Here is a 12676-nt window from a genome sequence, read left to right as displayed (position 1 = left end):
GAAGCGCCCTCGCGGGCGGTCAATCACCTATTTTTCGTCTGCCGCGCGAGGATGAACCCATCCGATGTTACCGTCCCGCCTGCGGTAAACGATATTGATCCCCCCGCCATTGACGTGACGGAAAACCACCACCGGCGCGCCGGTGAGGTCGAGTTCGGCGACCGCATCGCGCACCGAGAGTTCCGGCAGCGAAGAAGGCGTTTCCGCGATGGTCACGGGATTCCAGCCTTCCGGTTCTTCCTCGGCTTCGTCCGGCGCCTCGATGACGTAATTGGTCGCGGAAAGCTGCGCTTCCTGCGCGCGAATCGTCGTGCCGCGATCTTTCAGACGGCGCTTGTAGCGGCGCAGCCGCTTTTCGATTTTCTCGACCGCGTCGTCGGCGGCGACGACCGGATCCTGCGCGCTGGCGTGCGCTTCAAGAACGATTCCAGAATCGAGATGCAACACGCAATCGGCGCGGAAACCGGGGCCGTCGCGCGAAATCGTGGTGTGACCGGACCAGCCGTGCTGGAAATATTTGTCGAGCGCGGCACTCACCTTGTCCGTGACACGCTCGCGCAGCGAATCGCCAACATCGACATTCTTTCCGGAGACGCGGAACATTCGAATTTCTTCCCTGTTGCTGGATTGATTATTACGCCGCTGCCGCCGGCTTGAAAGCCAAAAAAACTAAATCGAGCCTGCGCGCTTTTCGCGGCGGCGCTGCACCGAAGACGGAATGCGGAGCGATTCGCGATATTTCGCGACCGTGCGCCGGGCGATGTCGATGCCGGCATCCTTCAGCTTGGTCACGATGGTGTCGTCGGAGAGAATGTCGTCGGGCTTTTCCTCGTCGATCAGGCGCTTGATGCGGTCGCGCACGGCTTCCGACGAATGGGCTTCGCCGCCTTCGGCCGAAGCGATGGCCGACGAGAAGAAATATTTCAGTTCGAAAATGCCGCGCGGCGTCGCCATATATTTGTTGGCGGTCACGCGCGACACAGTGGATTCGTGCATCGAGATCGCGTCCGCGACCATGCGCAGGTTCAGCGGCCGCAAATGCTGCACGCCCTGCACCAGAAATGCATCCTGCTGGCGAACGATTTCGGTTGCGACCTTGAGGATCGTGCGCGCGCGCTGGTCGAGCGAGCGCGTCAGCCAGGTAGCGGTCTGCATGCATTCGGTCAGGAACGCCTTTTCCTTGTCCGAGATCGGCCCCTTGGAGACGCGCGAATAATAGGTCTGGTTCACCAGCACCTTCGGCAGCGTGTCGGAGTTGAGTTCGACATTCCAGCCGCCGTCGGCGGCCGGGCGCACATAGACGTCGGGCACGACCGGCTGCACCACGCCGCCGCCGAACACGAGGCCCGGCTTCGGATTGAGGCGGCGCAATTCCGCGACCATGTCGGCGAGGTCTTCCTCGTCCACGTTGCAGATCCGGCGCAGCGCCGCGTAGTCGCGCTTCGCGAGCAGATCGAGATTGCCGACCAGCGCCTGCATCGCCGGATCGAGGCGGTCGCGCTCGCGCAACTGGATGGTCAGGCACTCCGCAAGATCGCGCGCGCATACGCCGGGCGGATCAAAGGCCTGCAATTCGCGCAGCACGGTTTCGATTTCGGATTGCGGCGCGCCGAGCTTCTCCGACACTTCCGCGAGATCGGAACGCAGATAGCCGCCCTCGTCTACCGAATCGATCAGATGCTGCCCGATCAGGCGATGCACCGGATCCATGATCGCGAGCGAGAGTTGCCGCGACAGGTGTTCGTGCAGCGTGACTTCCGCGGAAACGAAGGCTTCGAGATTATAGTCGTCGTCGGGGCGTCCGCCGGGACCGACGCTCGACCATTCGGAATAAGCCGCCGGTTCCTGCTGCGCGGGCGCCGCTTCGGAAGGCGCCGCAGGGGCGTCGTCGGGAAATACGTTTTCGAGATTGGTGCCGAGCTGTTCTTCCATCGCGGCACGGCTCTCGAAGCGGTCCTCCATCCAGTCGTCGCCGCCACGATCCTCGCCGCCTTCTCCCTCGGCGGAAAATTCTGTTTGCGCTTCGGGCAGAGACTCGCTGTTGCGCTCGCCTTCCGGTTCTTCCGCGCGCTCCAGCAGCGGATTGCGTTCCAGTTCGGCTTCGACAAACGTAACGAGATCGAGATTGGACAGTTGCAGCAGCTTGATCGCCTGCATCAGCTGCGGCGTCATCACGAGCCCCTGGCTCGTCCGCATTTCGAGTTTTTGCGAGATTGCCATTGCGCGCAACCCGGCTAGAGCCGGAACTCCTCGCCGAGATAGAGGCGGCGCACTTCGGGGCTTTCGACGATTTCCTCCGGCGAACCTTCCATCAGGATCGAGCCGGAATGAACGATGTAGGCGCGGTCGATGATGCCGAGCGTCTCGCGCACGTTGTGATCGGTAATCAGCACGCCGATGTCGCGGCGCGTCAGCAGCCGTACCAGCGCGCGGATGTCGCCGACCGCGATCGGGTCGATGCCGGCGAAGGGTTCGTCGAGCAGCATGTAGTGCGGGTTCGCGGCAAGCGAGCGGGCGATTTCCACGCGGCGGCGTTCGCCGCCCGAAAGCGCGATCGAAGGAGACTTGCGCAGCCGCGCGATATCGAATTCGTCGAGCAGATCGTCGAGGCGCTGTTCGCGCCGCTCGCGGTCCGGCTCCACGACTTCGAGCACCGCGCGCAGATTGTCTTCCACGTTCAGCCCGCGAAAGATCGACGGCTCCTGCGGCAGATAGCCGATGCCGAGCCGCGCGCGGCGATACATCGGCAGCTTCGTGACGTCGTGACCGTCGAGCGTGATGCGGCCCGCATCCGGCTCGACGAGGCCGGTCACCATGTAGAAGCAGGTGGTCTTGCCCGCACCGTTCGGTCCGAGAATCCCGACCGCTTCGCCGCGCATGACTTCGATGCTGACGCCGTTCACGACGCGGCGTGCGCCATAGGATTTCTGCAAGCCTTCGGCTGCGAGGATTCCCTCGCCCGGAATCGGTACCGGCATCGGCACGGAATCGCGGTTCGCGCCGCGCGGCCGGTCGAACGGCTGGTTGTCGGGGCGGCGCGCTTCCTGCCGTTGGGGCGGCGCGGGACGGGGATCGTGACGCGGCTCGGCAGGACGCGGCGGAAGTGGACGCGCGTCTTGCCGGGGCGGCTGCGGGGGACGCGGATTCTCGCGCGGCTGCGGCCGCACTTCTTCGCGCGGCGGCCTTGCGTCCTGGCGCTGCTGCGGTTGCGGGCGCGGCGGCGCGGGCGGCTGCCAGAGGCGCGCCGGACGCTCGTCAGGATTTTCGTTCTGGGGACGGGGCGGCGGCGCGGCGCGCGGCGGGCGCTGTTCCGTCACTTCGCGTTCGGGGGCACGCCGTTCCGGTACGCGCTGGGGCGCGCGCCGCTCGGGCGCGTCCAGCCGCCACTGCTCCGTCAGTGCGGGAGTGTCGCGCTTGTCTCCGGATTTTGAGCGGAACCAGCTCAGCGATTTCTCCCTTCCTTGCCGCCGCAACGCTCCCGGCCATTGCACGGCCGCAGGATTTTCTGGCGGACAACCCGGCGGCGCGTGCCGGTCGGGCACCGAATCGCCGGTCTTTCAGGCCCGGCGAAGGCGTACTCATGCAGGAATGGTTTTGATAAATCGTTCGCGCCGGGGAAGCAAATCCGGGGCCAGATTAGGTTACTGCCCGGAATCAGGAGAGGTTTTCTTGCCCCGGGCCGGTTTCTTTTTATTCCCGTCCTTGTTCCCGTCCTTGGCGTCCTTGTTCTTTTCATCAACCGAGTTCGGCACGAACAAGCCGTGGACGCGCGTGCTCCCGCCCTTCTGCTGGCCGTCGAGCCGGGAGCGGCCGGAATTGAGGTCCACCACCAGCTTGCTGCCGTTCATCACGTTCGGACCCTGCGTCACCACCACGTTGCCGGTGAGGGTGACGGTATTGGTCGCCATCTCGAACAGGCCGTGGTCGCCGGTCGCTTTTTGATTGGTGGCGGTGACGATGACGCCGCCGACCGCGATCAGCCGTTTGATCTTTTGCGCGGAGGCAGTTTGCTTCGCGCCGGGCGCTTTAGCCTGCGGAGCGGGCTGCTCCTTCTTGTCCTTGCCGTCGACGGCGGAAAGCGCATTGCCGTCATAGAAGATCGTCAATTCACGGCAGCGCATGGTGGTGTCGCCCTGCGTGACGATGACGTTGCCGGTGAAGACTGCGGTCTTGTCCTTGTCCTTCACTTCCAGCGAATTCGCCTCGATCTTGATCGGGTCCTTGCGGTTGCGCGAGAAGCCCTGAAAGGCGTTCGGCACCACCTCTTTTTCCGCCTTCTTGGTCTGCGCGAAGGAAGGCGAAGGTCCGGCGAACGGAAGCACCGCCGTCAGCGAAGACAGCACGGCGAGAACGAGAAGATTGCGCGGAAGCGAATGATTCATCGGGTGAGCGGAGGCGTTACCTGATTCTGGTTGGCGGTCGCCGCAGCCGTATTTGGCGGCGTGACGTCGTCCTTTTCAGCCTGCGGAGACGCATTCTCGGAAGGCGGCGGCAGGTTGGTGATGAAGGTCACGCGCCCTTCGAAGATCGCGTGGGCGCCGTTGTTGAAGACTTCCATCCGGTCGGCGCGCAGCGCGCCATTGTTGAAGATGATGTCTACCGGGTTCGTGGTGACGACATGGCCCTTCTTCACCTCGATCAGCGCATCGCGCAGGCGGCCCTGATAGCCCTGCGACGAGGTGATGACGACACCTTCGGTAAGCTGCACGCGGTCGGCCTTGGTATCGTATTCGCCTTTCACCGCCTTCAGTTCGGTGGTGCCGCCGGTGAGCGTGAAACTCGCGATGATGCCGTTCAGTTCGATGACATTGGTGCGGGTCAGGTCCTGCGCGGCCGATTGTGCGGTGACGTTGTAGCCGCGGCCGTCCTTGGTGAAACCGGAGAGCTTCGGCGCATCCATCACCAGCTTGTTGCCCTGAATCGAGAGCTTCATCAGATCGAGTGGAAAATCGCGCACCAGCCGGAACGGATCGAGCCAGACGATCAGCGCGACGACGACGAGGATGCTTCCCGTGAGAATCGGGAAAATCCGGCGCATGAAACGCACGCGCGTGGAATGGCGCACGGCATCGCCATAGGCGAAGGCGCGGCGATCCACATGCTGCCGGCGGGGGTGGCCGCCCGCCGATGGTACGTTCCGGTTCATTTGGGTTCCGATGTGCGCCCCGTATAAACTGCGTAATTACGGCTTTCGGACGGCCCCGGACCATGGTCCGCGAGGCCGGGCCGATCACGAATGGCTGAAGATGTCTTCCTCGGCCCAGCCGCCCAGATCGAGGGCGACGCGGGCCGGAAGGAAGCGGAAACAGGCCTCCGCCAGCGCTTCGCGGCCCTCGCGGGCCAGCATTTCGTCGAGCTTGCGCTTGATCTGGTGGAGATAGAGCACGTCCGACGCAGCGTAGGCGACCTGCGCCTCGCTCAGCTTATCCGCGCCCCAGTCCGAGCTTTGCTGCTGCTTCGACATGTCCATGCCGAGCAGTTCGCGGGCGAGTTCCTTGAGGCTGTGGCGGTCGGTGTAGGTGCGGACCAGCCGCGACACGATCTTGGTGCAGTAGACCGGCTGCGCCATCACGCCGAGATTCTTGTAGAGCACCGCGAGGTCGAAGCGCGCGAAATGGAAAATCTTCAGCCGCGCCGGATCGGCGAGCAGCTTCGCGATGTTCGGCGCGTTCACCGGACCGGCGGGAATCTGCACGACATCCGCAGTGCCGTCGCCGGGAGAAAGCTGCACGACGCAAAGACGATCGCGGCTCGGATTTAAACCCAGCGTCTCGGTGTCGATCGCAACCGACTCTTTATATGCGGAGAGATCGGGGAGATCGCCGCGATGCAGCCGAATGGTCATCTGGTTCTCGACGTTATGTTCCCTAACCGGACAGCGCGCAAAGCCGGACACCCGGCTGCGAGCGCCGCGCGTCCCGCGACCATACCAGCTAACGATTCGCAAAAAGATTAACAGCGCAGTGGCGCGAAACAGGCTGGCGTTTTGCCTGCCTTCGCGGCGTCACGCGGCCGCTGGTGCCCAGGAGAGGACTCGAACCTCCACGGTGTTACCCGCTAGTACCTGAAACTAGTGCGTCTACCAATTCCGCCACCTGGGCAGGCGCGGCTTGCCGTCAAGCGGCGCTAGGTAGGGCTAGGCCTCCAGCCTTGTCAATCGAAGGCGGCGGACTTCGCGCGGCCAGCGGCGAAGCGCGCTTTGACGGCCAAAAACTGATCTTGTAACGCTCGGTGAGAAAGCCCGGTTTTCCCTAGCGAGACACAACGATGGCGCAGATTCCGTCCGACCGTTTGGTGACGATTTTCGGCGGCTCCGGCTTCATCGGACGCCATCTGGTCCGCGCGCTGGCGAAGCGCGGCTGGCGCATCCGCGTCGCGGTCCGCCGGCCCGATCTCGCAGGCCATCTCCAACCGCTCGGCGTGGTGGGCCAGATCAACGCGGTGCAGGCGAACCTGCGTTACCCGGAGTCGGTCGCGCGCGCGGCGGAAGGCTCCAGCGCGGTCGTGAATCTGGTCGGGATTCTTTATCAGTCCGGCGCGCAACGCTTCGACGCCGTGCAGGCGGAAGGCGCGGGCGCGGTTGCAAAGGCCGCGAAGGCGGAAGGCGCGAAGCTCGTGCATCTCTCCGCCATCGGCGCCGACGAAAACTCGAAATCGAACTACGCGCGCACGAAGGCGCTGGGCGAAGCCGCGGCCTTCGCGGAGCGGCCGGATGCAGTCGTGATGCGCCCCTCCATCGTGTTCGGGCCGGAAGACGACTTCTTCAACCGCTTCGCATCGCTCGCGCGCATTTCGCCGTTGCTGCCGCTGATCGGCGGCGGCGAAACGAAATTCCAGCCGGTCTTCGTCGGCGATGTTGCTACCGCGATCACGCGCGCGGTCGAAGGCGAGGCCACGCCGCGCACCGTTTACGAACTCGGCGGGCCGGAAGTGAAATCCTTCCGCGAGCTGATGGAGATCACGCTGCGCGAGATCGACCGTTCGCGCCTGCTCGTGCCGCTGCCGTTCGCCGTCGCGCGCATCCAGGCATTCTTCATGGAGCTGATGCCGAAGCCGATGCTGACGCGCGATCAGGTGACGCTGCTCGAAAGCGACAATGTCGTTTCGGAAGCGGCGGCCCGCGAGCAGCGCACGCTGGAAGGCCTCGGCATCACGCCGACCGCGATGAACGCGGTGCTGTCGAGCTACCTGTGGCGTTTCCGCAAGGCCGGCCAGTTCACCAAGCCGGCGGCGTAATCAGGTCGTCGCGTAGAGCGTGATCAGCGCCGCAGCGCCGACCGCGATCCGCCACCAGCCGAAGAACGAAAATCCGTTCTTCGCGACGAAGTCGAGCACGAAACGCACGACCAGCAACGCAGACAGGAACGCGGCAATGAATCCGACCGCGATCACCGCGCCGTCGTCGAACGACATGGCCTTGTAGTTCTTGTAGAGGTCGTAGACGAACGCACCCAGCATCGTCGGCATTGCAAGGAAGAACGAGAACTCCGCGGCCGCGCGCTTGTTCAGTCCGAGCAACAGCGCGCCCACGATGGTCGAGCCGGAACGCGATACGCCGGGGATCAGCGCGAGACACTGAAACAATCCGATGCCGAGCGCCGTCAGCAGGGGCAACTGCATCGCGTCGTCGTACTTCGGCTCGAAACGAATCTTGTCCACGACGATAAGAATGATCCCGCCGATGACGAGGTTGATTGCGATCAGCTTCGGCGACTCGAACAGCACGGTCTTGATGAAGCCGTGCAGCAGCACGCCCGCCACCGCCGCCGGGATGAAGGCGAGAATGATGCCGAGCGCGAAACGGCGCGCGGAAGGATCGAACGGAATCGCGAACAGCACGCGCAGCAGGCGGTTCAGGTAGAGCAGCGTGATCGCGAGGATCGCGCCAAGCTGGATCAGCACCTCGAAGGTCTTGCCGCTGGTCTGGAACTTCAGGAACGTGGTCGCGAGCAAAAGATGCCCGGTCGAGGAAACGGGGATGAATTCGGTGCCGCCTTCGAGCAGGCCGAGAAAAAAGGCCTCGATCAGCTTCGCAATCGACATGGAGTGATTCTTCGCCCCGTTGAATCGCGCGCTGTTTAGCGCGGCGGCCACGGCACCGCAAAACTACGTTGCGCGCCCCATCTTTGCCGGTTTCACACGGTTTTTACGCCCTGCCCGTGCGGCTTCGCTTTATTAAGGAAGATGATGCAAACCGGTCCGGCGATGCAGCTTTATCACCAGTTCTTCTGTCCCCATTCGCGGTTCGCGCGGCTCGTGCTCGCCGAATACGGCGTGGAGGCCGCGCTGATCGAGGAACCGTTCTGGAAGCGGCGGCCGGAATTTCTCGCGATCAATCCGGCGGGCAGCCTGCCGGTGCTGACGGGCGCCGCGGACATCGCGATCCCCGGCGCGGACGTGATCGCGGAATATGTCGACGAGACGCTCGGCAGGAACGCGGGCGAGCGCCGCCTGATGCCGGAGGGAGCCTCGGAGCGCGTCGAGGTGCGCAGGCTCTGCGCATGGTTCAACGCCAAGTTCTTCGCAGAAGTGAGCGACCTCCTTACCCGCGAGAAAATCTGGAAGCGCTACATGCGCGCGGAAGAAGGCGGCGGCCCGCCGGATTCAAGCGCGATCCGCGCGGCGCAGACCAACGTCAGCGGCCATTTGCGCTATCTCGGCTGGCTTGCGAGAACGCGGAAGTATCTGGCCGGCGACCGGCTCACCTATGCCGATCTCGCCGCGGCCGCGCATCTTTCGGTATGCGATTATCTGGGTGACGTGCCGTGGGCGGAAGACGAGAACGCGAAGAACTGGTACGCGCGGATGAAATCGCGGCCCGCGTTTCGCGCGCTGCTCTCGGAAACGATTCCGGGGTTGCCGCCATCGGCCAGCTACACGAACCTCGACTTCTAGAAAAATACGCCGCGCTGAAACGCGAGCTGATCGCGCGGGCGAGCGAGGAAGGCTTCGACGCCATCGGCGTCGCGCATCCCGATTCCATCCGCGAGGCAGCGCCGCGCCTGCATCAGTGGATCGCGGAACAGCGCCACGGCGACATGGCGTGGATGGAAACCCACGCACTCCGGCGCGAACATCCGAACGCGCTCTGGGAAATGGCTGGCGCGGTCGTGATGTTCGGCCTGAACTACGGACCTGACCACGACCCGCGCGAAATCCTGAAACAAAAAATGCACGGCGCGATCTCGGTCTACGCGCAGGGCGACGACTATCACGACCTGATCAAGGGCAAGCTGAAACGGCTCGGCCAGTGGCTCGCGCATAAGAGCGCGTCGGACCTGAAAGTCTTCGTCGATACCGCGCCGCTGATGGAGAAGCCGCTTGCCGAAGCAGCCGGTCTCGGCTGGCAGGGCAAACACACGAACCTGGTTTCGCGCGAGCACGGCTCATGGCTGTTCCTCGGCGCGATGCTCACGCCGTTCCAGATGCCGTTCGACGCGCGCGAAGTGGATCATTGCGGCTCCTGCCGCGCGTGTCTCGATGTATGCCCGACGAACGCATTCATCGCGCCCTACCGCCTCGATGCACGGCGCTGCATTTCGTATCTCACCATCGAACACAAAGGGCACATCCCGCGCGAACTGCGCAAAGGCATCGGCAATCGCATTTACGGATGCGACGACTGCCTCGCCGCCTGCCCGTGGAACAAGTTTGCCAGCGAAGGCCGCGAGCAGAAGCTGGCGGCGCGCGCAGAGAATCGCGCGCCCGCGCTCGAAGAACTCGCTGCGCTCGATCAGGAAAAATTCCGTGCGCGCTTCGCGAAGTCGCCGGTGAAACGTACCGGGCGCGAGCGCTTCGTGCGCAACGTGCTCATCGCGATCGGCAATTCGGAATCGCCATCGCTGATCCCAAGCGCGGTCGCGCGGCTCGACGACGAGTCGCCACTGGTGCGCGGTGCCGCGGTGTGGGCACTCTCGCAACTCGATCCGAATGGACTTCGGCAATTATCCGCGCAGCGTGCGCCCGATCCTTCCCCCGAAGTCCGCGAAGAGTGGTCGCTCGCACTGGCGGAACACACGGCTCAATAGGGACGCCCGTCCTTGCGGGTGAAAACCCACGTTCCGTCCGCGCCGAGCGAAGCCTTCAGATCGTCCTGCGGATAGCTGCCTTCGTCTCCCGGCGTGCGGTCGCCGATTTCGAGATAAAGCACGTCCCTGCCGGTCCTGTTCACCAGATGATGCGCGATGCCTTGCGCCGGAAATCCTGCGCACATGCCGGGCGCAAGCAGGACTTCGCCGCGATCGGTGACGAGGGTCGGTTCGCCTTCGAGAATGTAGACGAACTCGTCTTGTGTGCTGTGCCGGTGCAGCAGCGCCGATTCTCCGCCCGGCATCAGCTTCGTGAGATTGACGCCGAAATTCTTCAGCCCGAAGTAATCGCCGAGCTGACGCTTCTCGCGCTTCACCATCCGGCTGAAGAATGGCTCGGGATAGTTCGAAGGCTTCGTGCGCGGCGGCACCGACGATGCCGTAACAGCGATTTTATTCTGCGCGTCTTCACCCATGATGCTGCCCGTCCCGAATGACCTTCCGGGCGGCATCATTCCGCAGTCCACCGCGAGTCGCTATGCGTCCGCCGCAAGCTCGTCCACCGTCTTCAGCAGACGCTGGATGTCTTCGGGGCGCGACAGGCGGTGGTCGCCGTCCTTCACCAGCGTCATCGCCACATCGTCCTGTGCGAGACAGGAAACGAGACGCATGGCGTGCTGCCACGGCACGTCCGGATCGAGCACGCCCTGCAAGATCCTCACCGGGCATTTCACTTCGATGGGCTGGCCGAGCAGCAGGTGTTTGCGCCCGTCCTCGATCAGCTTTTTCGTGATCGCATAGGGCGGATCGCCGTAGACGGACGGCCGCTCCCACTGTCCGGTGGTTTCGATCTGGTTGCGGATTTCGTCCGAAAACTGCTTCCACATCAGTTCTTCGGTGAAGTCGGGCGCGGGTGCGATCAGCACCAGCCCGGCGAGTTTTGCATCCTTCGCGAGCGACGGGTCTTTCGCCAATGCGCGAGCGAGCAACAGTGCCATCCACCCGCCCATCGACGAGCCGATGACGATCTGCGGACCTTTCGCCCGGTTTCCGAATACCGCGAGCGATTCTTCCAGCCATTGCGAAATCGTCGCGTCCTCGAACCTGCCGCCCGATTCGCCGTGGCCGGAATAATCGAAGCGGATACAGGCACGTCCCGTCTGCGCGGCATGGGCATCCAATGCGACAGCCTTGGTGCCCTTCATGTCGGATTTGAATCCGCCGAGCCAGAACAGTCCGGGCGTGTTGCCTTCGCGCGCGCGAATGGCGATGCGTCGGCCACCCACGTCTATGAATTGGGGTTCGCTGCTCATCGGGGCCGCGTAATATGACGGCGCGGCGAACGCAAGGTGCCTTGCGAATGCCGCAACCCGCGCCTAGAAGCGGCTTCGTGCAAGCCGCCGCAGCAAAAGCCGAAAAACCGCTGACCGTGGTGCAGGTCATCTCCGATCTGCAATCCGGCGGAACGGGGCGTCACGCGATCGAAATCGCGGAGACGCTGGTGCGCGCCGGCAATCGCGCGATCATCGTTTCCGAAGGCGGGCGGCTGGAAGACGACGCAAAAAGCGCCGGCGCAACCGTCATTCGCCTGCCGGTCGCCACCAAGAACCCGTCGCAGATTTACCGGAACGCACGCGCGCTCGGCGATCTCGCGCAAGACCTGCACGCCGATCTGCTGCATGCGCAAAGCCGCGCGCCGGCGTGGAGCTGTCTGGTCGCGAATCGCATGACGAAAATTCCATTCGTCGCGACCTATGACGGCAGTTTCTCGGAGCGCAATCCGTTCAAGCGGCTCTACAACAGCGTGATGGTTCGCGGCTCCCGCGTGATCGCGCCGGGCGAGCGGCTCGCGAAGATGGTGTCGGAGCGCTACGGCACCGCGCCGGAAAGAATCTCGGTCGTGCCGCGCGCGATGGATTTGCGCGAATTCGATCCGGTTCGCGTCGATGCCGGGAAGCGCGCCGCGCTCGCTGCGAAGTGGGGTGTCGGCGCGAAGGATCGCGTCATTCTTCTCCCCGGCCGCCTGTCGCGCCCGAAAGCGCCGCATGTGCTGGTCGAGGCCGCGACGAAACTGCGCGAAGCGGGCCTGAAAGATTTTCTCTGCGTGTTCGCGGGCGAGCACCCGACCCGCTCCGGCTATGCCGGCGAACTCTGGGACAAGGTTCATCAGGCGGGCCTGTCCGGCGTGGTCCGCTTCGCGGGCTACAGCGACGACATGCCGACCGCCTATTCGCTGGCGGACATCGTGGTCTGCACCTCCGTCTCGCAGGGCGGCCAGCGCCGCGCCGTGCTGGAAGCGCAGGCCATGGGCATTCCGGTCGCCGTCTCCGATTCCGAGAACGGGGATGAAATCGTGCGCGCGGCTCCCTATCTATCGGAGACGCGGGCCACCGGCGTGCTCTATCGCGCCGGCGACTCGGCCGAACTCGCGCAAAGTCTTTTCAAATTGCTGGCAATGGGCGCTCCCGCCCGCCGCGCCATGGGCGTGCGCGGCCGCGAGTGGATCGCCTCGCAATTCTCGAAAGAGACCTTCGCCGAGCGCCTGCTTGCGGTGTACCGCGACGTCGTAGCCAAGTCCGCCGCATCCTAGGCCGGCTATGAGCCTAGGCACTCATGATGCCGATTTCAGATAAATCCGGGATTGATAC

13 protein-coding genes and 1 tRNA gene are annotated in these 12676 nt (G+C 64.0%); 4 read left to right on the top strand and 10 right to left on the bottom strand.

Annotated features, from left to right (window positions below; genetic code table 11):
• Positions 1-27 precede the first annotated feature (27 nt).
• From raiA to KF794_15110, 7 genes are all read right to left on the bottom strand, one after another.
• Positions 28-603, bottom strand: a complete 576-nt coding sequence (gene raiA, locus KF794_15140) for a ribosome-associated translation inhibitor RaiA (protein QYK45056.1) — start codon at positions 601-603, stop codon at positions 28-30.
• Positions 604-669: 66 nt separating this feature from the next.
• Entirely contained in the window at positions 670-2220 is a 1551-nt protein-coding gene (gene rpoN / locus KF794_15135; GenBank protein QYK45055.1) for an RNA polymerase factor sigma-54, read from the bottom strand.
• 14 nt (positions 2221-2234) lie between these two features.
• Positions 2235-3317, bottom strand: coding sequence for an LPS export ABC transporter ATP-binding protein (lptB, locus tag KF794_15130; protein ID QYK45054.1), 1083 nt, complete (start codon positions 3315-3317; stop codon positions 2235-2237).
• A gap of 324 nt (positions 3318-3641) precedes the next feature.
• Positions 3642-4382 (bottom strand): hypothetical protein, encoded by a 741-nt coding sequence (locus KF794_15125; GenBank protein QYK45053.1) that lies wholly within the window; start codon positions 4380-4382, stop codon positions 3642-3644.
• Positions 4379-5146 (bottom strand): LPS export ABC transporter periplasmic protein LptC, encoded by a 768-nt coding sequence (gene lptC, locus KF794_15120; protein ID QYK45052.1) that lies wholly within the window; start codon positions 5144-5146, stop codon positions 4379-4381. The genes KF794_15125 and lptC overlap by 4 nt, the downstream gene beginning before the upstream one ends.
• Before the next feature lie 84 nt (positions 5147-5230).
• Complete coding sequence (locus KF794_15115; GenBank protein ID QYK45051.1) at positions 5231-5845, bottom strand: ribonuclease D; 615 nt, start codon at positions 5843-5845, stop codon at positions 5231-5233.
• Positions 5846-6016: 171 nt separating this feature from the next.
• Positions 6017-6101: transfer RNA gene (locus tag KF794_15110), tRNA-Leu, on the bottom strand.
• 166 nt (positions 6102-6267) lie between these two features.
• On the opposite strand from KF794_15110, the gene KF794_15105 reads away from it, so the two are divergent.
• Positions 6268-7236, top strand: coding sequence for a complex I NDUFA9 subunit family protein (locus KF794_15105; GenBank protein QYK45050.1), 969 nt, complete (start codon positions 6268-6270; stop codon positions 7234-7236).
• Here the strand turns inward: KF794_15105 and KF794_15100 are convergent, their stop codons facing one another.
• Positions 7237-8043, bottom strand: a complete 807-nt coding sequence (locus tag KF794_15100) for an undecaprenyl-diphosphate phosphatase (protein QYK45049.1) — start codon at positions 8041-8043, stop codon at positions 7237-7239.
• A 162-nt stretch (positions 8044-8205) separates the two neighbouring features.
• On the opposite strand from KF794_15100, the gene KF794_15095 reads away from it, so the two are divergent.
• Both KF794_15095 and queG read left to right on the top strand, forming a co-directional pair.
• Positions 8206-8895, top strand: a complete 690-nt coding sequence (locus tag KF794_15095; protein ID QYK46731.1) for a glutathione S-transferase family protein — start codon at positions 8206-8208, stop codon at positions 8893-8895.
• Positions 8865-10028 carry a tRNA epoxyqueuosine(34) reductase QueG gene (queG, locus tag KF794_15090; GenBank protein QYK46732.1) on the top strand — a complete coding sequence of 388 codons (1164 nt, stop codon included), beginning with the start codon at positions 8865-8867 and terminating at the stop codon, positions 10026-10028. Before KF794_15095 ends, queG begins: the two co-directional genes overlap by 31 nt.
• Here queG and KF794_15085 read toward each other — a convergent pair.
• Positions 10022-10504 (bottom strand): cupin domain-containing protein, encoded by a 483-nt coding sequence (locus tag KF794_15085; protein QYK45048.1) that lies wholly within the window; start codon positions 10502-10504, stop codon positions 10022-10024. The genes queG and KF794_15085 overlap by 7 nt on opposite strands.
• Positions 10505-10564: 60 nt before the next feature.
• On the bottom strand, positions 10565-11341 hold the full coding sequence (locus KF794_15080; GenBank protein QYK45047.1) for an alpha/beta hydrolase: 777 nt from the start codon (positions 11339-11341) through the stop codon (positions 10565-10567).
• 77 nt (positions 11342-11418) lie between these two features.
• On the opposite strand from KF794_15080, the gene KF794_15075 reads away from it, so the two are divergent.
• Entirely contained in the window at positions 11419-12618 is a 1200-nt protein-coding gene (locus KF794_15075; GenBank protein ID QYK45046.1) for a glycosyltransferase family 4 protein, read from the top strand.
• Positions 12619-12676 lie beyond the last annotated feature (58 nt).

It is taken from the genome of Xanthobacteraceae bacterium, assembly GCA_019454205.1.
In the GTDB taxonomy this organism is placed as follows: Bacteria; Pseudomonadota; Alphaproteobacteria; order Rhizobiales; family Xanthobacteraceae.
The sequence above is the reverse complement of the archived record's forward strand: the minus strand, read 5'-3'. Positions and strand labels throughout refer to the sequence as shown.

Excerpts from the sequence above, each read along its gene's own strand:
- raiA (QYK45056.1), bottom strand. The coding sequence starts at position 603 with ATGTTCCGCGTCTCCGGAAAGAATGTCGATGTTGGCGATTCGCTGCGC.
- rpoN (QYK45055.1), bottom strand. The coding sequence starts at position 2,220 with ATGGCAATCTCGCAAAAACTCGAAATGCGGACGAGCCAGGGGCTCGTG.
- KF794_15125 (QYK45053.1), bottom strand. The coding sequence starts at position 4,382 with ATGAATCATTCGCTTCCGCGCAATCTTCTCGTTCTCGCCGTGCTGTCT.
- lptC (QYK45052.1), bottom strand. The coding sequence starts at position 5,146 with ATGAACCGGAACGTACCATCGGCGGGCGGCCACCCCCGCCGGCAGCAT.
- KF794_15115 (QYK45051.1), bottom strand. The coding sequence starts at position 5,845 with ATGACCATTCGGCTGCATCGCGGCGATCTCCCCGATCTCTCCGCATAT.
- KF794_15105 (QYK45050.1), top strand. The coding sequence starts at position 6,268 with ATGGCGCAGATTCCGTCCGACCGTTTGGTGACGATTTTCGGCGGCTCC.
- KF794_15100 (QYK45049.1), bottom strand. The coding sequence starts at position 8,043 with ATGTCGATTGCGAAGCTGATCGAGGCCTTTTTTCTCGGCCTGCTCGAA.
- KF794_15095 (QYK46731.1), top strand. The coding sequence starts at position 8,206 with ATGCAGCTTTATCACCAGTTCTTCTGTCCCCATTCGCGGTTCGCGCGG.
- KF794_15085 (QYK45048.1), bottom strand. The coding sequence starts at position 10,504 with ATGGGTGAAGACGCGCAGAATAAAATCGCTGTTACGGCATCGTCGGTG.
- KF794_15080 (QYK45047.1), bottom strand. The coding sequence starts at position 11,341 with ATGAGCAGCGAACCCCAATTCATAGACGTGGGTGGCCGACGCATCGCC.